16 protein-coding genes, 2 tRNA genes and 1 pseudogene are annotated in these 22,819 nt (G+C 72.7%); 13 read left to right on the top strand and 6 right to left on the bottom strand.

The annotated features are described in order from the left end of the window. Positions 1–12: 12 nt before the first annotated feature. A complete protein-coding gene (gene nadE, locus MNZ29_RS06190) occupies positions 13–1,008 on the bottom strand; it encodes an NAD(+) synthase (protein WP_308197047.1) in 996 nt (331 codons plus the stop codon). A 193-nt stretch (positions 1,009–1,201) separates the two neighbouring features. Between nadE and MNZ29_RS06185 the strand changes: the two genes are divergently transcribed. The 6 genes from MNZ29_RS06185 (at position 1,202) to acnB (ending at position 12,861) form a co-directional block, all read left to right on the top strand. Next, positions 1,202–2,761, top strand: a complete 1,560-nt coding sequence (locus tag MNZ29_RS06185) for a class I adenylate-forming enzyme family protein (RefSeq protein WP_242353744.1) — start codon at positions 1,202–1,204, stop codon at positions 2,759–2,761. Positions 2,762–2,794: 33 nt separating this feature from the next. Then, positions 2,795–3,958 (top strand): DegT/DnrJ/EryC1/StrS aminotransferase family protein, encoded by a 1,164-nt coding sequence (locus MNZ29_RS06180; RefSeq protein WP_242335940.1) that lies wholly within the window; start codon positions 2,795–2,797, stop codon positions 3,956–3,958. Between the two features lie 53 nt (positions 3,959–4,011). Continuing rightward, the gene (locus tag MNZ29_RS06175; RefSeq protein ID WP_242353719.1) at positions 4,012–5,331 is read left to right on the top strand and encodes a nucleotide sugar dehydrogenase; all 1,320 of its coding nucleotides are present in this window, start codon (positions 4,012–4,014) and stop codon (positions 5,329–5,331) included. 367 nt (positions 5,332–5,698) lie between these two features. Beyond that, the gene (locus MNZ29_RS06170) at positions 5,699–7,735 is read left to right on the top strand and encodes a nucleoside-diphosphate sugar epimerase/dehydratase (protein WP_242353717.1); all 2,037 of its coding nucleotides are present in this window, start codon (positions 5,699–5,701) and stop codon (positions 7,733–7,735) included. A gap of 17 nt (positions 7,736–7,752) precedes the next feature. Next, positions 7,753–10,053 carry a polysaccharide biosynthesis tyrosine autokinase gene (locus MNZ29_RS06165; RefSeq protein ID WP_242353715.1) on the top strand — a complete coding sequence of 767 codons (2,301 nt, stop codon included), beginning with the start codon at positions 7,753–7,755 and terminating at the stop codon, positions 10,051–10,053. A gap of 258 nt (positions 10,054–10,311) precedes the next feature. After that, positions 10,312–12,861 carry a bifunctional aconitate hydratase 2/2-methylisocitrate dehydratase gene (gene acnB, locus MNZ29_RS06160; RefSeq protein ID WP_242335927.1) on the top strand — a complete coding sequence of 850 codons (2,550 nt, stop codon included), beginning with the start codon at positions 10,312–10,314 and terminating at the stop codon, positions 12,859–12,861. 98 nt (positions 12,862–12,959) lie between these two features. On the opposite strand, the gene MNZ29_RS06155 is transcribed toward acnB, so the two are convergent. Beyond that, positions 12,960–13,427 carry a ferritin-like domain-containing protein gene (locus tag MNZ29_RS06155; protein WP_242335923.1) on the bottom strand — a complete coding sequence of 156 codons (468 nt, stop codon included), beginning with the start codon at positions 13,425–13,427 and terminating at the stop codon, positions 12,960–12,962. 72 nt (positions 13,428–13,499) lie between these two features. Continuing rightward, on the bottom strand, positions 13,500–13,976 hold the full coding sequence (locus tag MNZ29_RS06150) for a ferritin-like domain-containing protein (RefSeq protein ID WP_242335920.1): 477 nt from the start codon (positions 13,974–13,976) through the stop codon (positions 13,500–13,502). 156 nt (positions 13,977–14,132) lie between these two features. Here MNZ29_RS06150 and MNZ29_RS06145 point away from each other — a divergent pair, with 156 nt between their 5' ends. Beyond that, entirely contained in the window at positions 14,133–14,807 is a 675-nt protein-coding gene (locus tag MNZ29_RS06145) for an NUDIX hydrolase (protein ID WP_242353712.1), read from the top strand. Between the two features lie 22 nt (positions 14,808–14,829). On the opposite strand, the gene MNZ29_RS06140 is transcribed toward MNZ29_RS06145, so the two are convergent. Both MNZ29_RS06140 and MNZ29_RS06135 read right to left on the bottom strand, forming a co-directional pair. Further along, on the bottom strand, positions 14,830–15,525 hold the full coding sequence (locus tag MNZ29_RS06140) for a hypothetical protein (protein WP_242353710.1): 696 nt from the start codon (positions 15,523–15,525) through the stop codon (positions 14,830–14,832). A 144-nt stretch (positions 15,526–15,669) separates the two neighbouring features. Beyond that, a complete protein-coding gene (locus MNZ29_RS06135) occupies positions 15,670–17,979 on the bottom strand; it encodes an OmcA/MtrC family decaheme c-type cytochrome (protein ID WP_242353708.1) in 2,310 nt (769 codons plus the stop codon). Positions 17,980–18,345: 366 nt separating this feature from the next. Here MNZ29_RS06135 and MNZ29_RS06130 point away from each other — a divergent pair, with 366 nt between their 5' ends. The 6 genes from MNZ29_RS06130 (at position 18,346) to MNZ29_RS06105 (ending at position 22,308) form a co-directional block, all read left to right on the top strand. Further along, positions 18,346–19,791, top strand: a complete 1,446-nt coding sequence (locus MNZ29_RS06130; protein ID WP_242335909.1) for an aspartate ammonia-lyase — start codon at positions 18,346–18,348, stop codon at positions 19,789–19,791. A gap of 24 nt (positions 19,792–19,815) precedes the next feature. Beyond that, positions 19,816–21,087 carry a general secretion pathway protein GspE gene (locus MNZ29_RS06125; RefSeq protein WP_242353689.1) on the top strand — a complete coding sequence of 424 codons (1,272 nt, stop codon included), beginning with the start codon at positions 19,816–19,818 and terminating at the stop codon, positions 21,085–21,087. A 38-nt stretch (positions 21,088–21,125) separates the two neighbouring features. After that, positions 21,126–21,671 carry a hypothetical protein gene (locus MNZ29_RS06120; protein WP_242353682.1) on the top strand — a complete coding sequence of 182 codons (546 nt, stop codon included), beginning with the start codon at positions 21,126–21,128 and terminating at the stop codon, positions 21,669–21,671. A gap of 74 nt (positions 21,672–21,745) precedes the next feature. Then, positions 21,746–22,087 carry a hypothetical protein gene (locus MNZ29_RS06115; RefSeq protein WP_242336092.1) on the top strand — a complete coding sequence of 114 codons (342 nt, stop codon included), beginning with the start codon at positions 21,746–21,748 and terminating at the stop codon, positions 22,085–22,087. A gap of 5 nt (positions 22,088–22,092) precedes the next feature. Further along, a tRNA-Gln gene (locus tag MNZ29_RS06110) sits at positions 22,093–22,166 on the top strand. A 67-nt stretch (positions 22,167–22,233) separates the two neighbouring features. Beyond that, positions 22,234–22,308 (top strand) — tRNA-Glu (locus MNZ29_RS06105). Positions 22,309–22,435: 127 nt separating this feature from the next. On the opposite strand, the pseudogene MNZ29_RS06100 reads toward MNZ29_RS06105, so the two are convergent. Continuing rightward, a pseudogene (locus MNZ29_RS06100) lies at positions 22,436–22,819 on the bottom strand (hypothetical protein); the annotation flags it as partial.

Below are 22,819 nucleotides of genomic sequence, written 5' to 3'. Positions count from 1 at the left end.
TCCCGCACATCCCTACGGCCCCCGGCGGTCGTCCGCGAGCAGCGGAGCCTGGTGCAGGTACCGGCTCGCCCGGCGCTTCGCCTCGATGTCGCGATAGACCCGCTCCACCTGCTCGGCGGTGAGCCCGGTGACGGCGCCGACCTCCGCGGGCGCCGTGCCGTGGTCGTGCGCCCAGAGGCACAGATCCATGTCGGCGTAAGGCAACGCGAAGTAGAACTCCTCCTGGGTCTGGGCGAGGGAGAAGGTGTCCGTGGTGGGCGGTCGGCTGCGGACCTCCGCCGGCACCCCGAGGTGCTCGGCGAGCGCGTAGACCTGGGTCTTGTACAGGTGCGCGATGGGCTTCAGGTCGGCGGCGCCGTCCCCCTGCTTCACGAAGAAGCCCTGGTCGTACTCCAGGCGATTCGGGGTGCCCACCACCGCGAAGTTCAGGCGATCCGCGTGGTAGTACTCCACCATCGCGCGCACCCGCTGCTTGAAGTTCGTGGCGGCCACGAGCTGCAGGTAGGCGGCGGGCGGCATCCGCGAGCTCCGCTGCATCCCGCGCGGGTCCGCGACCGTCAGCGTCGTGACGTTGAGGCGATCGCCCTCGAGCAGGGAAGGCAGCGTGAGCTTGCACTGCCATCCGGGCCCGTACTCGGGGTAGACGGCCCGGATCGCCTCGAGCTGCCGCTCGTAGCAGCCGAGCGCCTCCAGGGCGGGGCCGACGTCCTCGACGACGTGGCGGATCCCCAGGCGGTCCGCCACCATCGCGCCGAGCCTGAGGGCGTCGCCCGAGGAGTCGCGCTCCGGCATCAGCAGCCCGACCACGCGATCCGGGCCGAAGGCGCGCGTGCACAGCGTCGCCACCACGGAGCTGTCGACCCCGCCCGACAGGCCCACGACGGCGCCCCGCCGGCGCAGCGACCCGAGGACCTGCTCCCGCAGGGTCGTCTGGATCTGCTCGGCGACACCGGCAGGGTCGATCCGCAGCACGTCTCGCGAGAACATCGTGCGGTCGAGAATAATCACGACGGGTTCGGCGACATGTCCCGGGCATCGGGGGAATGCGATCGCAATCCTGGGGCGCGCGGCGCGATGTCCCCGAGCGCCTCGGGCGAGCACGGGACTCCTCGCGAGGCGTGCACGCGAGCCGTTCCGGTGCACACGTTGGGACGCGTACGTACGCGGCGCGCGACGCGCTCGCGTCCGCGACGGAGGCCCGGTGGAATCCTCGCTCCTGCACGAGTGGCTCTTCTCGCACGCCGAGCGCCAGCCCGACGCGCCGGCGATCGCCACCCCCGCGGTGCGCCTCACCTACGGCGACCTCGCTGCGCGCGTGCGGGCCCTCGCGGGTCACCTCGCGGCGAACGGCGTCGGGCCGCACGATCGGGTCGTCCTCGCGCTGCCCAACACCCCCGCCACGGTCGTCGCGGGGCTCGCGGTGAACATGCTCGGAGGGACGTGCGTCGAGGTGAACCGGGAGTTCGGCGCCGAGGTGCTCTCGGGCGTAGTGGCGCAGAGCCGTGCCCGGCACGCGGTCGTCTGGGGCCGCGACGCGCGCCTCTGGGGGCAGGTGCTCGCGCAGGGACGGCTCGAGCACCTCTGGGTGCTGCAGGGCGACGCGACCCGAACGGTTCCGGACGGGCTGCGCGGCGCGCCGGTGTCCCTCGTCCTCGAGGACGGCAGCGTCGAGCCCGCGCCGCCGCCGCCGCGGGCCGAGCCGCGCGCCGACTGGCCCGCGCTCATCCTCTACACCTCGGGCAGCACGGGGAGGCCACGCGGGGTCGTGCAGACGTTCCGGAACGTCGACGCGAACACCCGCTCGATCGTGCAGTACCTCCGGCTGTGCGCCGACGATCGCGCGCTGCTCGTCCTGCCGCTCTACTACTGCTACGGCCGCAGCGTGCTGCAGACGCACCTGTTCGCGGGCGGCTCGGTGTTCCTCGACAATCGCTTCGCCTTCCCGCGCGTGGTCCTGGAGTCCCTCGCGTCGGAGGGGTGCACGGGGTTCGCCGGCGTCCCGCTCACGTTCGAGATCGTCCGCAGGCAGGTGGACGTCTCGTCCATGGCGTTCCCGCGGCTGCGCTACCTCACGCAGGCCGGGGGCGCCATGGCGCCCGACACGATCGCCTGGGTGCGCGAGGCCTTTCGACCCGCGGAGCTGTTCGTCATGTACGGCCAGACGGAGGCGACGGCGCGGCTCGCCTACCTCCCGCCCGACCGCGCGGAGGAGAAGAAGGGCTCCATCGGCGTCCCCATCCCCGGCGTCGAGCTCCGCGTCGTGGACGACGCGGGCCGCGAGCTGCCGCCTGGAGCGGTGGGCCACCTCGTGGCGCGCGGCGACAACGTGACCCAGGGCTACCTCGACGAGCCCGCCGAGACCGCGGCCATCCTCCGCGACGGGTGGCTCTGGACGGGTGACCTCGCGCTGCGCGACGCCGACGGCTTCCTCTTCCACCAGGGGCGCTCGAAGGAGATCCTCAAGATCGGCGGTCACCGGGTGAGCCCCGTGGAGATCGAGCACGTCATCGCGACCCACCCCGCGGTCGCGGAGGCGGCCGTCATCGGCGTGAAGCAGGACCTGATGGGCGAGGTCGCCGCTGCGTTCGTCGTCGGTCGCCCCGGCAACACGCCCAGCGAGGCGGACCTGCGCCGGCACTGCCGCGAGCAGCTGCCGCCTTACAAGGTCCCCGCCACGTTCACGTGGGTGGAGGCGTTGCCTCGGAACGAGGCGGGCAAGCTCCTGCGGACGGAGCTCGCCGCGCGCCACGCCGCGGGCTGAGGGCGGGGTCGCGCGACGGGGGAGGGCGAGCGGATGACGCGGACGTACCTGTCGGTGCCGCACATGGGACGCAGCGAGGAGCGCTACGTGCGCGAGGCGTTCGCCTCGAACTGGCTCTCCACCGTCGGCCCGAACCTCGACGCCTTCGAGCGCGCGTTCGCGGAGCGCATCGGGCGGCCCGCGGTGGCGCTCGCGAGCGGCACCGCCGCCATGCACCTCGGCCTGCGGCTCCTCGGGGTCGCGCCCGGCGACGAGGTGCTCGTCTCGGACTTCACGTTCGTCGCGAGCGTGAACCCCATCCGCTACCTCGGCGCCACGCCCGTGTTCGTGGACAGCGATCCCGCGACCTGGATGATGAGCCCGGCGCTCCTCGCCGAGGCGCTCGAGGACCGCGCCCGCCGAGGGAGGCCGCCGCGGGCGGTCGTGGTGGTCCACCTCTACGGCCAGTGCGCCGACCTCGCGCCGATCCTGGAGGCGTGCCGCGCGCACGGCGTGCCGCTGCTCGAGGACGCCGCCGAGGCGCTCGGGGCGACGTACCACGGGGCGCCCGCGGGGTCGTTCGGCGACGTCGCCGCGTTCTCGTTCAACGGGAACAAGATCATCACCACGACGGGCGGCGGGATGCTCGTCGCCGCGCGACGGGACTGGGTCGACCGCGCGCGGTTCTGGTCCACGCAGGCGCGCGAGCCGGGCGCCGCGTACCACCACACGGAGGTGGGCCACAACTACCGGCTCTCGAACGTGCTGGCGGGGATCGGTCGAGGCCAGCTCGAGGTGCTCGACGAGCGGGTGGCCCAGCGCCGCGCCGTCGCGTTCCGCTACCGCGACGCCTTCGCGGATCTGCCCGGCATCGGGCTCATGCCGCAGGCGCCGTACGGCCTGCACACGAACTGGCTCTCCTGCTTCCTCGTCGCGCCGCGCGCGTTCGGCGCCTCCCGGGACGACCTGCTGCGTGCCCTCGAGGCGCGGGACATCGAGGCACGGCCGCTCTGGAAGCCGATGCACCTCCAGCCCCTCTACCGTACGTGCGAGCGGTACGGCGGCGAGGTCGCCGCCGCGCTGTTCGAGCACGGGCTGTGCCTGCCGAGCTCGAGCAGCCTCTCGCGCCAGGAGCAGGACCGGGTCGTCGAGGTCGTCCGCTCGGTCGCACGCCCCACCCTCGGTCAACACGAGACCCCCTGGGGCGCCTTCGCGTGAGGTGCGTCGTGCCCAGCTTCGCTCCGCCGCCGAGCGGCCTAGAGGAGGCTTCCATGCAACAGCTCCGGGAACGGATCCGATCGCGCACCGCGGTCGTGGGCGTGATCGGCCAGGGGTACGTCGGGCTGCCGCTCGCGCTCGTCTTCCGCGAGGCGGGCTTCCCGGTGATCGGGCTCGACGTCGACTCGGCCAAGGTCGCGGCGCTCACCCGCGGCGAGTGCTACATCCGCCACATCGGCCCGGAGCGCGTCCGCGCGGCCGTGGCGAGCGGCGGGTTCACCCCCACGACCGACTTCGGCCGGCTCGCCGACTGCGACGCCATCCTCATCTGCGTGCCCACCCCGCTCGGCCGCCACCGCGAGCCGGACAACTCGTTCATCCACGCGACGGCCCGGCAGATCGCGCCCAGGCTCCGGCGGGGACAGCTCGTCGTGCTCGAGTCGACCACCTACCCAGGCACCACCGACGAGGAGGTGCGTCCGATCCTGGAGGAGAGCGGCCTCCGCACCCCCGAGGACTTCCTGCTCGCCTTCTCGCCCGAGCGGGAGGACCCGGGCCGGAGCGACTTCACCACGAAGACCATCCCGAAGGTCGTCGGCGGCGTGAACCCCGCGTCCACGGAGATCGCGGCGGCGCTGTACGCGGGGGCGCTGGATCGGGTGGTCCCGGTGCGGGGCGCGCGCGTGGCGGAGTCCACGAAGCTCCTGGAGAACGTCTTCCGGTCGGTGAACATCGCGCTCGTGAACGAGCTGAAGGTCATCTTCGAGCACATGGGGATCGACGTGTGGGAGGTGATCCGGGCCGCGTCCACCAAGCCCTTCGGCTACATGCCCTTCCACCCGGGCCCGGGGCTGGGCGGCCACTGCATCCCCCTCGATCCGTTCTACCTCGCGTGGAAGGCGGCCGAGCACGGTGAGTGGGCGCGGTTCATCGAGCTCGCCGGGGAGATCAACTCGCGCATGCCGCGGTACGTGGTGGAGCGGATCGCGGAGGCCCTGAACGAGGACGGGAAGGCGCTCCGGGGCTCCGCCGTGCTCGTCCTCGGGCTCGCCTACAAGGCGAACATCGACGACGATCGCGAGTCCCCCTCGTACGAGATCCTGGAGCTGCTCCAGGAGCGCGGCGCGCGCGTGGCGTACTGCGATCCGCACTTCCCCACGGCGCGCAAGGTGCGGAAGCACGATCTCGGGCTCCGCTCGGTCCGGTGCGACGCGGCGACGTTCGCGAGCCACGACGCGGTCGTGGTCTCGACCGCGCACGACGTGTTCAAGGACCCCGCGCTCTACGAGGGGGTGCGCCTCGTCGTGGACACCCGGAACGCCGTCGCGCCGCTGTTCACGGGGCGCGAGGGCCCGCGCATCGTACGCGCGTGAGGACCGACGTCCACGCGCCGCCGGAAGGGCCCGGACGCCCTCGCCTCCACGGGCGGGCCGCGTGCGCGCTCCTCGATCGCGAGCCTTCCCGGGGATCCGAGCAGGCGGGCATCCACCGGGCGTGCATGTGGTTCGTGGGACGCGCCCGCGTGGGCTTGCGTTCACTCACCGCGCGCGCCATCGCGCGGGAAACGAACGCTTCACCGCCGCCGTCGCGAGAGCACCGGACGAGGTCGGCCCCATTCAGATTGCGCCGGCCGGGCGAACTCTCATGCCCGAGGGCCAAAGGACTCGACGTGTGAGCACAACGCGCATACCTGCAAGCGTGCACCATCGAAGGACGGGTACGGGTTGGGAGGGAGGAAGGATGGGCCAAGGGGGATCCGTCCAGCTGGACGGCGGGGAGGCTTCCCTGCGCAGGCTGCGCGCCGTCGTGGCGGGAGCGATGCGCGTGGCCGAGGCGGGCGCGCGAGCGTCCGCGGGGGCGCGCTACGCGGTCATGTTCGCCGTGGACGGCATCGCGGCGATGGTCGCGCTCAGGACCGCGATCTGGCTCCGCTTCGACGGCGAGATCCCCCTGCGGTACGAGCAGATGCTGCCGGTCGCGACGGCCGCGCTGATGGCGATCCGCGTCTCGTGCAACGGCTTCGCCCGGTTGCACCGCTGGTCCTTCCGGCTCGCGGGCCTCGCCGAGGCGCTCCGGATCGCCGCGGCCTGCGTCGCCGGCTCCGTGCTGTTCGTCGCCGCGACGAAGCTTCTGGAGCTCCCGCTGCCGCGGACCGTCTTCGCGCTCGAGCTCTTCCTCTCCGCGAGCGCCTTCGGCGCCACGCGCTTCCTGCCCCGGGCGGCGTTCCGGTGGGCGGGGATCTGGTCCCAGTCGCTCGCCGGCGCGCCGCGCGCGGTCATCGTCGGCGCCGGTCACGCCACCGAGCTGCTCGCGCGCGACCTGCTCCGCTCCCCGAACCCGGGCTACCAGCTCGTCGGGTTCGTCGAGGAGGACGGGCACATGGCGCGCTGCCGGATCGCCGGGATCCCGATCCTGGGCGGGATCCAGCACCTCCCGAAGATCATCCGGCAGCATCGGGTCGCGTCGGTGCTCCTCGCGGATCCGCGAACCCCCGCGGCGCGCGTACGCGAGATCATCGCGCTCTGCGCCACCTCGCGCGTCCGGTTCAAGATCGTCCCCGCGTCGTGGGCCGACCTCGAGGGGCGCCTCTCCGGGGCGAGGCTCGACGACATCTCGCCCGAGGACCTCCTCCCACGCGCCGCGGTCGCGTTCGACGAGTCGGAGGTCCGGCGGCTCGTGGAGGGCCGGCGAGCCCTCGTCACCGGCGCCGGCGGGAGCATCGGCGGCGAGCTGTGCCGCCAGCTCGCGCGGAACGGCGTCGACCAGCTCGTGATGGTCGACATGAACGAGAACGAGCTCTATCTCCGCCGGCTCGCGCTCGCCGAGGACTTCCCGGGCCTCGACCTCCACGCCGAGGTGGCCGACGTGCGCGAGGCGGAGCCGCTCCGCCGGCTCGGCCTGCGCTACCGGCCGCAGGACGTCTTCCACGCGGCGGCGCACAAGCACGTGCCCCTCATGGAGGACGCGCCCGCGGAGGCGGTGAAGAACAACGTGTTCGGCACGCTCAACGCGGTGCGGATGGCGGACGCGTGCGGCGCCGAGCGCTTCGTCCTCATCTCGACGGACAAGGCGGTGAACCCGACCTCGGTGATGGGCGCGACCAAGCGGGTGGCCGAGCTCGTGGTGCGCGACCTGGCCCGGCGCTCCCGCGTGCGCGTCACCGCCGTCCGGTTCGGGAACGTGCTCGGGTCGGCGGGCAGCGTCGTCCCCATCTTCAAGCGCCAGATCGCCCGCGGCGGTCCGGTGACGGTGACGCACCCGGACTGCACGCGCTACTTCATGACCATCCCGGAGGCGTGCGGCCTCGTGCTGCTCGCCGGGCTCGGCGGCCACGGAGACCTCTGCGTGCTCGACATGGGCGAGCCGATCCGGATCGCCGACCTCGCGGGCAGCATGATCACGCTGTCGGGCCACGTGCCGGGCGAGGACGTCGACATCGTCTACACCGGCCTCCGCCCGGGCGAGAAGCTGTGCGAGGAGGTCCTCACCGAGCAGGAGGAGCGCTCGCTCGTGGTGAGGAACCGCATCCGGGTGACGCACAGCCCGGCGCCGCCGCCCGACCTCCGCGAGCGGATGGACGAGCTGCAACGGCTCGCCGACCGCGGGGACGCCGCCGGCATCCTCGCCGCGCTGCGCACGATCGTCCCCACCTACCGCGGCCCGGCGCGGAACGGCCGCGACGGCACGAGCTCGCGCGCGACGACCGAGCGCGGCGGTCCACGCGGCCGCGTGGGCGGCCTGGACGGCAGGGACTCCGGGGTCGCATCGCCGCTGTGATGCGCAAGGAACCAGAGATGCCACACGATCGGGCGAACGACGACGCGGTCGTCGAGGTGAACTTCGGAGCGGGGACGATCGGCGACGTGGTGCAGCAGCAGCAGCTGCCGCCGCCGCTGCCGCGGGCGCGCGAGGAAGTGCCGTTGACGGACGTGTTCCGCGTCCTGCGGGAGCGCCACCGCGGCGTCGTGGGCGTCGCGCTCGCCGTGGTCGCGCTGGCCGTCGCCTACCTCATCCTCGCGACCCCGGTGTACCAGGCCGCGCTCGTGCTCCAGATGGAGGATCGCAAGCAGACGTTGACGGGCCTCGAGGACCTCTCGGGGTTCATCGGCGACGCCGCGTCGCCGGCCGAGACGGAGATCGAGATCATCCGCTCGCGGACCCTCATCGGCGCGGTCGTGGACGAGCTCGGGCTCGACGTGCAGGCGGAGCCGCGCCGCGCGCCCCTGGTGGGCGCCACGCTCGCGCGCCACTGGCGCGGCGGCGCTCCGGCGGCGCCGCGGCTCGGGCTCGCGCATTACGGCTGGGGCGGCGAGCGCGTCCGCGTGCAGGAGCTCGCGGTCGGAGAGGATCTCGTGGACGTCCCGCTCGTGCTCACCGCGCTCGAGGGGGGGCGCTACCGGCTCGCTGCCGAGGGGTCCGCGCTCGTCGAGGGGGCGGTGGGCGCCCGGGCGTCGGGAGGGGAGGGGGGCGCCGCCGTCGAGGTCGTGATCCGCGAGCTCGTGGCCCGGCCCGGCACGGAGTTCGTCCTCCTGAAGCGGGACCGGCCGGACGTGATCACCGAGCTGCGCGACGCGCTCACCGTGCGGGAGACGGCGAAGAAGACGAACGTCCTCGTGGCCGAGCTCGAGGGGAGGGACCCGCAGCAGGTCGCCGCGACGCTCAACGCCATCGGGGCGGCGTACCTGCGCCGCAACGTGGAGCGGAAGAACGCGGAGAACGGCCAGATGCTCGCCTTCCTGGAGTCGCAGCTTCCCCAGCTCAAGGGGAACGTCGACCAGGCCGAGGCGGCCCTCAACGCCTACCAGCAGCAGAAGCGCTCGATGGACATCTCCGCCGCGACCGAGGCGGTGCTCGGCCGCGCGGTGCGCATCGAGACGGCGCTGCAGGAGCTGCAGCTGCAGCTCATGGACCTGCGCCAGCGCTTCACCGACAGCCACCCCGCGGTCATCGCGGTCCAGCAGAAGATCGCGCGCATGCAGAAGGAGCACGTCTCCCTCGACGAGGAGATGCGCGCGCTGCCCGAGCTGGAGCTCGACGCGGCGCGCCTCGCGCGCGACGTCAAGGTCGCGTCGGAGCTCTACGTCCTCGTGCTCAACAAGGCGCAGGAGCTGAAGGTGGCCCGCTCGGGCGTGATCGGGAACGTCACGGTCCTCGATCCCGCCGAGACGGCGAAGGACCCGGCCCGGCCGAACAAGCCGCTCGTGCTCGTGGTCGCGCTGCTCGTCGGGCTGGGCCTCGGCGTCGGGGTCGCGCTCGCGCGCAACGCGTTCACGGAGGGCTCCGACGACCCGGACGAGATCGAGGCGCGCACGGGCCTGCCCGTGTTCGTGATGGTCCCTCACTCCGAGGTGGAGCTGCAGCTCGATCGGGAGGCGCGGCAGATCCCCGGCTCGTTCCGCGCGGCCCTCGCCCAGGCCGCCCCCGACGACCTCGCCGTCGAGGGGCTGCGCAGCCTGCGCACGGCGCTCCAGTTCGCGCTCGTGGAGGCCCGGAACAACATCATCGCCCTCGGCGCGCCGGCGCCCGCGGTCGGCAAGTCCTTCGTGTCCGTCAACCTCGCGCACCTCCTCGCTGCGGCCGGCCGGCGCGTCGTGCTCGTCGACGGGGACCTTCGCCGCGGCCGGCTCCATCGCTACTTCTCGCTGGAGCGGGCCCCCGGGCTCTCCGACGTGGTGAGCGGCGCGGTCGCCCTCGAGCAGGCGCTCCGGCGCACGTCCGTCGAGCGGCTCGACGTCCTCTCGACGGGGCGGATCCCGCCGAACCCCGCCGAGCTCCTGGTGAGCCACCGCTTCCAGCACCTGCTGGCCGAGCTCTCGAAGCGCTACGACCTCGTGCTGGTGGACACGCCGCCCGTGCTCGCCGTCACCGACCCCACGCTCGTGGCGCGCCACGCCGGGGTCAACCTGCTCGTCCTCCGGGCGGGGGCGCACTCGGTGCACGAGATCACGCTCGCGGTGAAGCAGCTCGGCCAGGGGGGCGTGCGGGTCCAGGGCGCAATCCTCAACCAGGTCGACACGAACCGCGGCCGCTACGGCCGCTCGGGCCGGTACCGCCGGTACGAGTACCGGTCGGAGACGACGCCGGGCAAGGCCTGACCCGGCCTCGGGGTCCCGTCCCTCCCGCCGCAGCTCGCCAGGGCGCGGCCGCGCCGGCCGGGTCCACGCGCGCGGATCCGCTCGAAAGTGGACCGGTGGGGTCCCGCAAACACCCGTTCTCGCGAGGTTTTCGGCAGGGTCGCCGGTGACGCCGGCCGACCCGACGTGCTATACGGCCCGAGCTTTCCCGACCTGCGCTCGCCGCCGGCTTTCTCGCCCTTTGGCGGGCGCCACGTTCCGTCGGGAGGAGGAGCGACCGTGATCGAGGCGTACCTGAAGCACGAGGCGGAGCGGAAGGCGCAGGGCATCCCGCCCAAGCCCCTCGACCCCGCGCAGACGCGCGAGCTCGTGAAGCTGCTCGAGAGCCCCCCCAAGGGCCAGGAGGCCTTCCTCCTCGGGCTCCTGCGCGACCGCGTCTCCCCGGGCGTCGACCCGGCCGCGGAGGTGAAGGCCGGCTTCCTCGCCGACGTGGCGAAGGGCGCGAAGAGCTCGCCGCTCATCTCCAAGAAGGAGGCGGTGCAGCTCCTCGGCACGATGATGGGCGGCTACAACGTGCCGCCGCTCGTCGCGGCGCTCGCCGACCCGGCGCTGGCCGACGAGGCCGCGAAGGCGCTCTCCCACACGACCTACGTCTACGACGCGTTCGACGAGATCGTCGCGCTCGCGAAGACGAACGCCGCCGCGAAGAAGGTGCTCGACGCGTGGGCCAAGGCGGAGTGGTTCACGAGCCGCCCGGGCGTCCCGGCCCAGGTGAAGGTGAAGGTCTTCAAGGTCGACGGCGAGATCAACACCGACGACTTCTCTCCCGCGGGCGACGCGTCCACGCGGCCCGACATCCCGCTCCACGCGCTCGCGATGGGCAAGACCCGCTTCAAGGGCGGCCTCCAGACCATCGCGGAGTTCCGCGCGCAGGGCTTCCAGGTCGCCTTCGTGGGCGACGTGGTCGGCACCGGCTCCTCCCGCAAGTCCGCCTGCAACAGCGTGCAGTGGGCCATCGGCGAGGACATCCCGTTCGTCCCGAACAAGAAGCGCGGCGGCGTCATCATCGGCGGCGTCATCGCCCCGATCTTCTTCGCCACGGCGCAGGACTCCGGCGCCCTCCCGATCCGCGCCGACGTGACGAAGCTGAAGACGGGCGACGTCGTCATCGTCGACACCGTGAAGGGCGAGCTCCGCAGCGAGGCGGGCGAGGTCCTCTCGACCTTCAAGCTCTCCCCGAACACGCTCGCCGACGAGTACCGCGCCGGCGGCCGCATCCCGCTCACCATCGGCCGCGCCGTCACCGAGAAGGCGCGCAAGGCCGCGGGCCTCCCGCCGACCGACCTCTTCGCGAAGGTCACGAACCCGACGCCGAAGCCGGGCCAGGGCTACTCCCTCGCGCAGAAGATGGTCGGCAAGGCGTGCGGGCTCCCGGGCGCGCTGCCCGGCGGCTACTACGAGCCGCGGATGACGACGGTCGGGTCGCAGGACACGACCGGCCCGATGACGGCGGACGAGCTGAAGGAGCTCGCCTGCCTCAAGTTCCAGGCGCCGATGTTCATGCAGTCGTTCTGCCACACGGCGGCCTACCCGAAGGCGGCCGACGTGAAGATGCACCGCACGCTCCCGCAGTTCGTGCAGGAGCGCGGCGGCGTGCCGCTCCGCCCGGGCGACGGGGTCATCCACTCGTGGCTGAACCGCCTGCTCCTGCCCGACACCGTGGGGACGGGCGGCGACTCGCACACGCGCTTCCCCCTCGGCATCTCGTTCCCGGCGGGCTCCGGCCTCGTCGCCTTCGCGGGCGCGCTCGGGTTCATGCCGCTCGACATGCCGGAGTCGGTGCTCGTCCGCTTCAAGGGCAAGCTCCAGCCCGGCATCACGCTGCGTGACGTCGTTAACGCCATCCCGTTCTGGGCCATCCAGCAGGGCCTCCTCACCGTCCCGAAGAAGAACAAGAAGAACGTCTTCAACGGCCGGATCCTCGAGATGGAGGGGCTGCCGGACCTCACCGTCGAGCAGGCGTTCGAGCTGACCGACGCCGCGGCGGAGCGGAGCGCGGCGGCGGCGGCGGTGAAGCTCTCCGAGAAGAGCGTCGCCCAGTACCTGCGCTCGAACGTGGCGCTCATGAAGAAGATGATCGCCGACGGCTACGGCGACGCGAAGACGCTCGCCGGCCGCATCGCGGCCGCCGAGGCGTGGCTCGCGAAGCCGGAGCTCCTCTCCGCCGACGCGAGCGCCGAGTACGCCGCGGTGATCGAGATCGACCTCGCCCAGATCACCGAGCCGATCCTCGCCTGCCCGAACGACCCGGACGACGTGAAGAAGCTCAGCGACGTCGCGAACACCAAGATCGACGACGTGTTCCTCGGCTCGTGCATGACGAACATCGGCCACTTCCGCGCGGCCGGCGAGCTCTGGAAGGGCCAGAAGTTCAACCCCGCGGTGCGCACCTGGATCTGCCCCCCCACGCGCATGGACCAGCAGCAGCTGAAGGACGAGGCGTACTACTCGACCTACAGCGCCGTCGGCGCCCGGATCGAGATCGCCGGCTGCTCGCTCTGCATGGGCAACCAGGCGCGCGTGCCGGACGCGGCGACGGTCTTCTCGACCTCGACCCGCAACTTCGACGACCGCATGGGCAACGGCGCCAAGGTGTTCCTCGGCTCCGCGGAGCTCGGCGCCGTCGCGGCGACCCTCGGGCGCCTGCCCACGCCGGCGGAGTACTTCGCGGCGTACCAGGAGAAGATCGCCCCGAAGGCGGGCCAGGTGTACCGGTACCTGCAGTTCGACGAGCTCGAGGGGTATCAGGGTCTCCGCGTCGTCGCGTAGCCTGCGGCACACGATACCGGGCCTGCGATCTTGAGCGGCGCGCCGTCCAGGACGGCGCGCCGTTCTCGTTTCTGCGACGCGCACCTGCGCGTCGAGGGTCAGGTCGCCGCGCCGGGCTGGTGCTGCTCCCAGGTCCTCTGGTCGATGGCGCGCTCGATCCAGGCGAGGTGCCGCTGCTCGTCGGCGTAGCCCCTGCGCACGAGCTCGAGGATTTCGTCCGGGAACGGCTTGGCGACGGCGCGGGCGTAGGTGGAGGTGGTGAGCTCCTCGTTCGGCTTCATCGCGCGGAGCGCCTGCTCCATCCCGAGCCGGGCCCGCAGGCCGGTGACGCTGCCGAGGAGGGCCCCCTTCATGTCGGGCTTCGCCCCGGGCGGGCGCACGTTCATGTCGAGCAGCGCCTTCGAGAGCTCGAGGATGTGGCGCTGGTGGTCGAGCCGGAAGCGCGCCAGCTCCGTCGCGATCCAGCCGTCGCCGATCGCCTCGATGGCGCGGTCGTAGGCGACGACGGCGTCGGCGTCGAGCTGCAAGAGGTTCGTCAGCTCCTCGGCGATCTCGTGCACGTTCATCTGCGGTCCTCCCGTCGAGAAGCTGGTGACGCGTCGCGGCGGGCGCATCGCGCCTCGGACGGGCGCCCCCGGCTACGGCAGGGCGGCGACGGGGGACGTCTGGAACCAGAGCGCGCGGGCGAGCGCCTCCTCGATCCAGGCGAGGTGGCGCTCCTCGTCCGCGTACGCCCCTTCCACGAGCGCGCGGACGTCCTCGGGCAACGGCACGGCGAGCACCTTGCGGTGCACCGCAGTCGTGAGCTGCTCGTTGTTGCGCATCGCCTCGAGCACCTCCTGCGGGTTCAGGCGCCGCCGCGGCGGGGTGAGCGCGCCGATGACGACCCCCTTCACGTCGGGCTCGACCTCCGGGGGGCGGGCACCCATCCCGAGCAGCGCCTCGTGCAGCGCGAGCGCGTGCCGCTGGTGCTCCACCTTGAACAGCGCGAGCTCCCCGCCGATCGCGCTGCTCGGCCCGCCCACCCAGGCGATGGCCGCATCGTAAGCGTGGAGTGCGTCGATCTCGAGCGCCAGCAGCCGCGCAAGCTCCCTGCTCACCTCCGACTGCTTCATCGGTTCCTCCTGCGGAAAAGGTTGTCATCGATGGATCCAGTCCACTACCCCCCGGCGGGGAGACGGAGGGACGCTCGGACGATCGCGAAGAGCAGGGCGGGTGCCCCGGCGAGGTCTTCGCTTGCGCGTGGGCGGAGCGCGTGCAGGCTTTCCCGCATGCCGAAGATCGCCGCCATCGAGATCGTCGAGGACTACACCGGGCGCGCCCGCTGCGACGAGGGCTTCCTCCGCCTGAAGCGCTACCGGGCCCAAAACCGCCGCGCCGACGGGACGACCTCGCCCGTCTACCCGATCGACGTCATCGACCGGCCGACGCTGGACGCGGTGGCCGTCGTGCTCTGGGCACGGACGCCGCGCGGGATCGAGATCCTCACGCGCCGCGGGCTGCGGCCCGCCGCGTACTTCCGTCGCGGCAAGCCGGCCGCGCTCCCCGAGCCCGAGTACCTGCTCGTGGAGGAGATCGTGGCGGGGGTGCTCGAGCCTGGAGAGCGAGGACTCGAGGCGCTGCGCCGCCGCGGCGCGGAGGAGGCGCGCGAGGAGGCCGGCGTCGAGATCGCCCCGGAGCGCCTCGAGCTGCTCGGCGGTCCGTTCTTCCCGCTGCCCGGGATCGTGTCCGAGAAGATCCACCTCCTCGCCGGCGAGGTGCCGCGGCCCGACGTGGACGGGATCCACGACGCGCCGCACGAGGGAGACGGCTCGCCGCTCGAGGAGGGAGCGCTGCTCGCCTGGCGCGAGCTCCACGCGGCGATCGCGGCGTGCGAGGCCGGGGAGATCGAGGACGGGAAGACCGAGCTCGCGCTGCGGCGGCTCGCGGCGCGCCTGGGCGCCTGAGCCGCGCCGCCGTCTCCGGAGCTCAGTCGTTCTTCGCCCCCTCCTGGATCCACGTGAGCAGCGTCTGGGCGTCCGCGTCCGAGAGCCGTTTGGCGTGGCCGCTTCCGCCGGTCCCGCGCACGTAGAGCGCGCTCTGCGTGGGATTCGCCGTGTCCACCTTCTGCAGCGCCGCCGCGTACGAGATCGCGGTGTCGTTCGAGCCCCACGCGCTCCCGTGGCAGCCGCCGCAGCTCGCGACGAGGAACGGGTGGACCTGCGTCGAGAACGAGACGGTCGGCGTGGTAGGCGTCGTCGGCGTGGTCGGTGTGGTCGGTGTGGTCGGTGTGGTCGGTGTGGTCGGTCCGTTCGCCCCTTGCTGGATCCACTCCAGGACGAGCTGCGCCTCCGCGTCGGAGAGCACCTTCGCGTGGCCGCTCCCGCCCGTCGGACGCACGTAGAGCGGGCTCTGGGCCGGACTCGCGGTGTTCACCTCGCCGACGGCCGCCTGGTACGACGCGTTCACGTCGCTGGAGCCCCAGGCGCTGCCGTGGCACGCCCCGCACTTCCCCTGCAAGAGCGGGTGGATCTGCTGCTCGAAGGACGCCTGCGCCCCTGGCGACGGGGTCAGGTCCCCCGCGTTGGAGCCGCCGCCGTCGGACACCTCGCGGGCGTCGCCACACGCCGCGACCGCGAGCGCCGCCAGCGCCGCCATCCACGACCCGCTCCGTCCCGTGCGCATGTTCCCCTCCGCGGCCCCAAACGCTCGTGACGGCGCGTACCGAACGCCATCCCCGGCCGGGCAGCTCGTGCCGAAAAAACACGAGAGCCCGGCCGGATGTCCGGCCGGGCCCTCGCCGCCCCCGCGGCTCGGGGGTCCTTCGCGCTACGGTTTGATGTCGTGGAACTTCACGATGTCGAACGGCGCCCCCTTGCCGTGGCAGGCGACGCAGGTCGTTCCGACGGTCGCCTCGCCGCCCGTGTGCGCGCACGGCTCGCTGTTCACGGTCGCGAGCGAGCTGCACGAGGGCAGCCCCGCCGTGGCCGTGAACTTCGCGTTGTCGTGGCAGGCGGTGCACACCGCGATGACGGCCGGGGTGGTCGTGTCGTCGGTCTGGTCCGCCACGACGTTCGCGACATAGGTGGTGTCGAGCGGCACCGTGCTCCCCGCCGGCGGGACCTGATACGTCTCGCCCGTGTGACAGAGGGTGCAGTTCTGCACCGTGTCGAGCTGCGGCACCTCCGCACCCGCCTCGAAGGTGATCGGGTTGCTACCGAACCCGCAGATCGTCAGGTCGTTCCCGCGGATGGACCCGCCGTGGATCTCGTGGATCATGCGCTTGAAGTCGATGGACTGCTCGGTCGTGGTGGCGGCGCACGCAGGGTTCGTCGCCGTCGCCGTGCGCCGGCCCTTGTCGGTCGCGCGCGGGTTGTGACAGACCGCGCAGACCTGGATGACGTCGTTCCGGTTCGCGCCGTGCGCCGAGAGCTGGCCGTGGCACGAGTCGCACTTCGCGATGTCCACCACCTGGCGCCGCGCCGCCGCCTGGCCGCCGCCGATCGCGTAGTCCTGGATGACGTTCTTGACCGGGAGCTCCTCCCCGTTCTCGATGGGACGGCCGTCGATGAAGACGGAGTAGGTGGTGACGCCGTCGGTGATCGCCGTGGGCGAGGTCACCTGGTACACGTTCGTCTGGCCGGAGACGGGCGTGGCCGCGGGCGTCAGGCCGGTCGCGCCGACCACCGGGATGTCCACCGGCTGCCCCGGCGACGTCGCGCCGCTGCCCACGTTCGTGTAGTCCGCGGCGCCCGGCTGGTGCCAGCCGATCTTCACGTTGAGCCGACTCAGCGTCTGCTTGTAGGCGGGGTCCGCTGCGAGGTCGACCGGCGTCCCGTTCTTCGTGACCCGCACCTGCACGACCGGCTTACGGTCCGCGCCGGTGGTCACGTTGACGATCTCGTACTTGTACGCCTCGGCCTTCTTGGCGAGCGGCACGTGCACGGTCGCGACGCCGATGCCGGCCGCGTCCGCCGTGTGGCACGTCGTGCACGCGGTCGCCCCGACCTGCGCGTGGTTGCACGGCGCCGTCTCGGTGGTCCCGAGCGCGCACGCGGCGGCGCCCGACCCGTCGAACTTGACGGTGTCGTGGCAGGAGGTGCACGCCGCCTGGTTGGCGTTGGTCTTGTAGCGGTCGGCGTCCGTGCCCTTGTGGCACACGGTGCAGTCGCGCACGTCGTGCATCCACGACTTGTCGAACTCGAACACGTTCTGGCGGAAGCCCACGATCGTGTACGGCTGGCCCGTCGCGCCCTGCGCCGAGGGCAGGTCGCCGCCCATGTGGATCTTGTGGACCATCACCTTGAAGTCGACGCTGTTGCCCGACTCGGGATCGGTGGACTGCGGGGAGTGGCAGGTCTGGCAGACGGTCGCGCCGAGCCGCTCGTCGTGCGCGGCGATCGCGGGAGCGTGGCACGCGTTGCACGCGTCGTTGCTCACGATCTGCAGACGCTTCGGGGTCCCGCCCGCCGGGATGAAGTTCCGGGTCGAGGTCGCCGACGACGTGCCCGGCTCACCAGCGGCCGTGTGCCGGGTGAGCCAGATCCCTGCCGTGTGCGTCTTCGTCCGGTCCACCTGCGCGCCGGCGGGGATGGCCGCGAGCGTGTACTTGTACACGCCGTCGCCCTGGTGCGTGAGGCGCTGATCGAGCGTGGCGTCCGTGGGTCCCGCGTCGAAGGTGGCCTGCGTCGCGGTCGCCTGCTTCGGCTGCTGCGCGGTGCCGCCCGGTGGCGTGAACGGCTGACCGGTCGCGTTCACGGTGTAATAGGAGGTGAACTCGGACGTCGTGGGGTCGTACTTCGAGAGCACGACGCGGATCGGGCTCACCCACGGAAACGTCGTGGACGGGGGCGAGCCGGAGGGGACGACGCCGTTCTTCACCTCCTGTGCGAGGTCGGTCACCGCGGTCCCGTCGGAGGTCACGCGGAACGTGAGCACCGGCGCGCCGCTCTCGGGCACCTCGACGTTCTGGATCTCGACCTTGAGCGCGCCGTTCTGGTTCGAGGACGTGTCGCCCGTGCCGCCGCCGCCTCCACCTCCACCTCCGCCCTTGTTGTTGTTGTTGTCGCCGCACGCCATCGCCGCGATCACCACCGCAGCGGCGATGCTCCACGCCGCGCCTCGCACACGCCACGTCATCGAGTCCTCCTTACGTGCACCGTGGGTCACGTGACGCGGAGAGAAGCGCTGGAGCGCCGGATGCGCGACGTGCCCCGCAGGCGAAAGTTGCCCCGCGTTCACGCCACGTTGCACCACCTTGGGGAGAGAAGGCAGACCCCGCGGCGGGGCGAGACGCATGCGGAGCTAATCGCCGGGCCGCGCTTCGGGCGGGCGAACGGGGCGCGTTGTCGCGCGCCCACCACGCGAGGTGAATGTAGGCGCAGAACGTGCGCACGCAACCCCGCTGCCGGCGCCTGCCCGGCTCCCGGCCCACCGAGCGCCGAGCCCCTTCGCGGCGCGCGTGCGCGATTGCGCGGGACGCGACGAACCGTGAATATCCGTTTCATGCCGACGACCCGATCCTCGCGCCGCCCCGCGGCGCGCCCCGCGCCGCGGGCGAGCCCGCGCACGCGCATCGAGAAGGACACCCTGGGCGAGGTGCCGGTCCCCGCCGGCGCGCTCTACGGCGCGCAGACGGCGCGCGCCGTGGAGAACTTCCCCATCTCCGGGCTCCACGCCCACCCCGCCTTCGTGGACGCGACGGTGCGCGTCAAGCTCGCCGCCGCTCGCGTCAACGCGAGGCTCGGCCTCCTCCCGCGGGCGAAGGCCCGGGCCATCGAGGCCGCGGCGCGCGAGGTCCTCGCGGGCCGGCACCGCGACCAGTTCGTGGTGGACGTGTACCAGGCCGGGGCGGGGACCTCCCACAACATGAACGTGAACGAGGTGCTGGCGAACCGCGCCACCGAGCTCCTCGGCGGGCGCCGCGGCGCGCCGCTCGTCTCCCCCAACGACGACGTGAACATGGCGCAGTCGACGAACGACGTCGTGCCGACCGCGATCCGGCTCGCCGCGCTCGAGCTCGCCCCCGCCGTGATCGAGGCGCTCGCCGGCCTGGCCGGCACCTTCGAGGAGAAGGCGCGGGCGTGGGACGGCGTCGTGAAGTCGGGCAGGACGCACCTCATGGACGCGACACCCATCCGGCTCGGCCAGGAGGTCTCCGGGTGGGCGGCCGCGCTCCGCGCCGCGGGCGGACGGGTCCGCGACGCGCTGCCGGAGCTGTCCGTCATCGGGCTCGGCGGTACGGCCGTGGGCACGGGGCTGAACGCACATCCGCGCTACGGGCGGCTCGTGGTCGGCGAGCTCGAGCGGCTGACCGGGATCCCGCTCACCCCCGCGCCGAACCTCTTCTACGCCATGCAGTCCCTCGCCCCTGCCGTGGCGCTCTCCGGCGCCCTCCGCGCGGCCGCGCTCGAGCTCCTCCGCATCGGCGGCGACGTCCGGCTCCTCGGCAGCGGCCCGAACACCGGCCTCGCCGAGCTGCGGCTCCCGCCGGTCCAGCCGGGCTCGTCGATCATGCCGGGCAAGGTGAACCCCTCGATGGCGGAGATGCTGGCGATGGTCTCGTACCAGGTCGTCGCCATGGACGCCGGCATCGCCTGGGCCGCGAGCGGGGGCCAGCTCGAGCTGAACGTCATGATGCCGCTCGTGGCCGCCGATCTCTGCCACGCGCTCCAGATCCTGGCGAACGCGGTGCGCGCCTTCGACGAGCGCTGCGCGCGGGGCCTCGAGGCGGACGAGGCCCGCTGCCGGCACTACGCCGAGCGGACCGTGAGCCTCGCGACGGCCCTCGCGCCGCGGCTCGGCTACGCCGCCTCCGCGGAGATCGTGAAGGAGTCGGTGCGGACCGGGCGGTCGATCGTCGAGGTCGCGGTGGAGCGCGGGGGCCTCCCCGCGCGGCAGGTGCGCCGGATCCTCGACGCGGCCAAGCTCACGCGGCCGGGGAGGGCCTGACCCGATCCGGGGTATCATCGCGCCGTGCCCCGGCTCGGCGAGATCCTCTTGCAGGACGGCGCGTGCGATCCCGAGGCGATCCGGGGCGCGCTCGAGAACCAGGTCATCTTCGGCGGGCGGCTCGGCACGAACCTGCTGGAGATGGGCGCTGTGACGGAGGAGGCGCTCGCGGCCGCCCTCGGCAGGCGTCACCGGCTGCCGGCGCTCTCGGGCGAGCTCCCGCTCGATCCCAAGGCGCTGGCGCTCCTGCGCGCCGACGTCGCCGACCGGCACGACGTCGTCCCGTACCTCGTCGCCGATCGCCGCCTCGCGATCCTCGCCTGCGATCCCTCCGATCTCGCGATGCTCGACGAGGTCGCCTTCGCGACGGGCAAGCAGGTCCACCCGATCGTCGCCCCCGAGGCGCGGATCTGGGCGCTGCTCAAGCAAGGCTACGGCATCGAGCGGCAGCTCCGCGGCATCGAGGTGGAGTTCGGGTCGCTCCGGCGGCGGCTCACGGCCGAGATGCCGCTCGAGGGCGCCGCGGCGCCCTTCGCCGAGGCGCCGGAGGACCTGCTCGGAGAGGGGCAGTTCGACGCGCTCTACGCGGGCACCGGCGCGTTCGCGCTCGCGCCGCCCTCGGCCGCCGCTGCCCCGGCCGTCCCCGCCGACGACGAGGAGATCATCGAGCTCGACGACCTCGTGCTGCCGGACGACGCCGTTGCGCCGCCCTTCGCGGCGGAGGTGCTCGCGTCGCTCGCGGGGGCGCCCGGGCACGCGCCGCCGGCCCGCTTCGTCGCGCCCGCGCCGCGGCGCGCGGAGCCCGAGCCCTCACCGCTCGGCTTCGACGAGGCGCTCCGCTCGCTCGAGGGCGTCACGGAGCGCGACGCCATCGCCCGGATCGTGCTGCGCCACGCGCGCTCCCGCTTCCGGCGGGCCGTGCTCCTCACCGTGAATCGAGGCGAGCTGCGAGGCTGGGCGGGGCTGGGCGAGGGGGTGGACGCGGAGCAGGTCCGCCGCCTGCGGCTCGCGCTCGGCGCCCCGGGCGTCGGCGACACCGTGGTCCGCACCCGGGCGCACTTCCTCGGGCCGCTCCCCAAGACCGAGGCGAACATCCGGCTCCTCAAGCGGCTCGGCGGCGGCGTGCCGGGGAACGCGTTCCTCGTCCCCATCCTGGCCCTCGGGCGGGTCGTGAACGTCTTCTATGCGGACAACGGGCGGGGCGGCCTCGTCGACGCGGGCGGCGTGGGGGAGCTCCTCATCCTCGCGACGCGCATCGCGAAGAGCTACGAGACGCTCGTCGCCCGCGTGCGGTAGAACGGGCCCCCCGGCCCCTCGCCGGCCTCCGGAACCCCATGGCTGCGACCCTCCACTACTTCATGCTCCCCGACGACGAGCGGGCGCTCTTCCGCCACCTCGAGCGACGCGACCTCACGGTCTACCCCGAGCTCGTGCCGCCCGGCTACACGGCGCCTCGCGTCGCGCCGGACCTCGTCGCGAACCTCGACCAGTCCGCCTACTACCTCGCCATGGAGCGGCTCGGGCCCGTGATCGTCCACCCGGTGAAGCGCGGGCGAGACAGGGGCATGCTGGCGATCGAGGAGGTCCCCTCGCCCGTGCTCCACTACGAGCGCTCGCTGCCCAACGCGGAGGGGGAGCTCGTCGCCGGGAGGGTCTGGGCGGAGCTCGACGTGACCGACGACGCGAACACCAAGCTCGGCAAGCCGCTCGCGCTGAAGGCGCTCTTCCAGGAGATCCACGACCTGTTCCGCAAGAACTGGCGGCGCAGCGATCCGAAGGGCTTCTGGGTCGGCCCCCACGCCGGCGCGGCCTTCAAGCGGGGCGAGCTGAAGCTGCGGGAGGCCGGCCACAAGGGCAAGCTGGTGGGGGTCTGGCGGTGAGCGCGGGCCGCTGGCCGGGGCCGATCTCGGCGGTTGACGCGGGCGGCCCGGACCGGTACACGTGCCGCTTGACTGTGCCCCTTCCGCCTCGCTATAAGGCCGCGCTCGCAGCGGTTCTCCTCACGCTGCCGGGCGTCGCGCTCGCGGAGCGAGTCGCCGGAGCGGTCCTCCCCGACGAGGCGGTGAAGGTCGGCGAGAACCGGTACCGGGTCGCGAAGAGCTACGACGACACGCTGAAGTTCTTCCGGTCGGTCTACTCGCCGGGGAAGTTCAGGAGACGGCCGATCGCGGACCAGCCCGCCGTGAAGGCCGTGCACATCGAGAACCCGGACTCGAAGCCGGGGCAGTGGGAAGGGCTGAACGTCTACGAGCTGAAGGGCGAGACCCGCGTCTTCGTGCTCGTGAAGGGGAAATAGGTTTCTGGGGGATCGTCTAACGGCAGGACGCCAGACTCTGGATCTGGCTATCTAGGTTCGAATCCTAGTCCCCCAGCCAGCATCAAAAAGAAGCACGGCGAGCGTTGACTGCCGAACCGCTCGCGGATACATAAGCGCCCGCTGTTGGCCCGTTAGTCTAGCGGTTAGGACATCGGCCTCTCACGCCGAGAGCATGGGTTCAAGTCCCGTACGGGTCACCATTTGCCCCGCCTCCCTTGTCCAGGAGGCGGGGTTTTTCTTTTGGTGCTGAGCGCCTGCCGGCGACGCAGAAGAAGAGCAGCCCCGCCCCTCGGGCAGAGGAGGCGGGGCTCGACTCTCGGGACCGCTCTAGAGCTGGTAGAAGCTGGCCGCGACGCCGGGCTGCCCCGCGATCCCCGGGCTCGCCCCGCCGGCGCCCCCCGAACTGATCGTGAAGTCGACGTTCTGGCGCGTGCTCGCGCTCGACGGGTCCTGGAAGATCCCGATCGACGGCCCGCCCGCGCCCCCGCCGCCGGCGCCTCCCGCTCCGCCGGTGCCCCCGACGCCGCCGTCGCCGCCGCGCCCGCCCGTGGCCGTGCCCGCGGTTCCCCCGAGGCCACCCGCGCCGCCGGCGCCGCCCGCTCCGCCTCGCGCGCCGGCGCCGCCGTTACCGCCCGTGCCGGTCTGGACGCGGACGTCCGTGATCGCGATCTCCGTCGAGCTCACGAGGAAGATCCCGAACGACCCGCCCCC

Source organism: Anaeromyxobacter sp. SG64 (assembly GCF_022690745.1).
Classification (GTDB): domain Bacteria; phylum Myxococcota; class Myxococcia; order Myxococcales; family Anaeromyxobacteraceae; genus Anaeromyxobacter; species Anaeromyxobacter soli.
Note: the sequence above shows the minus strand (reverse complement) of the source record. Positions and strands in the feature narration are given on the sequence as shown.

Excerpts from the sequence above, each read along its gene's own strand:
- MNZ29_RS06180 (WP_242335940.1), top strand. The coding sequence starts at position 2,795 with ATGACGCGGACGTACCTGTCGGTGCCGCACATGGGACGCAGCGAGGAG.
- MNZ29_RS06175 (WP_242353719.1), top strand. The coding sequence starts at position 4,012 with ATGCAACAGCTCCGGGAACGGATCCGATCGCGCACCGCGGTCGTGGGC.
- MNZ29_RS06170 (WP_242353717.1), top strand. The coding sequence starts at position 5,699 with ATGGGCCAAGGGGGATCCGTCCAGCTGGACGGCGGGGAGGCTTCCCTG.
- MNZ29_RS06165 (WP_242353715.1), top strand. The coding sequence starts at position 7,753 with ATGCCACACGATCGGGCGAACGACGACGCGGTCGTCGAGGTGAACTTC.
- MNZ29_RS06155 (WP_242335923.1), bottom strand. The coding sequence starts at position 13,427 with ATGAACGTGCACGAGATCGCCGAGGAGCTGACGAACCTCTTGCAGCTC.
- MNZ29_RS06150 (WP_242335920.1), bottom strand. The coding sequence starts at position 13,976 with ATGAAGCAGTCGGAGGTGAGCAGGGAGCTTGCGCGGCTGCTGGCGCTC.
- MNZ29_RS06145 (WP_242353712.1), top strand. The coding sequence starts at position 14,133 with ATGCCGAAGATCGCCGCCATCGAGATCGTCGAGGACTACACCGGGCGC.
- MNZ29_RS06140 (WP_242353710.1), bottom strand. The coding sequence starts at position 15,525 with ATGCGCACGGGACGGAGCGGGTCGTGGATGGCGGCGCTGGCGGCGCTC.
- MNZ29_RS06135 (WP_242353708.1), bottom strand. The coding sequence starts at position 17,979 with ATGACGTGGCGTGTGCGAGGCGCGGCGTGGAGCATCGCCGCTGCGGTG.
- MNZ29_RS06130 (WP_242335909.1), top strand. The coding sequence starts at position 18,346 with ATGCCGACGACCCGATCCTCGCGCCGCCCCGCGGCGCGCCCCGCGCCG.
- MNZ29_RS06120 (WP_242353682.1), top strand. The coding sequence starts at position 21,126 with ATGGCTGCGACCCTCCACTACTTCATGCTCCCCGACGACGAGCGGGCG.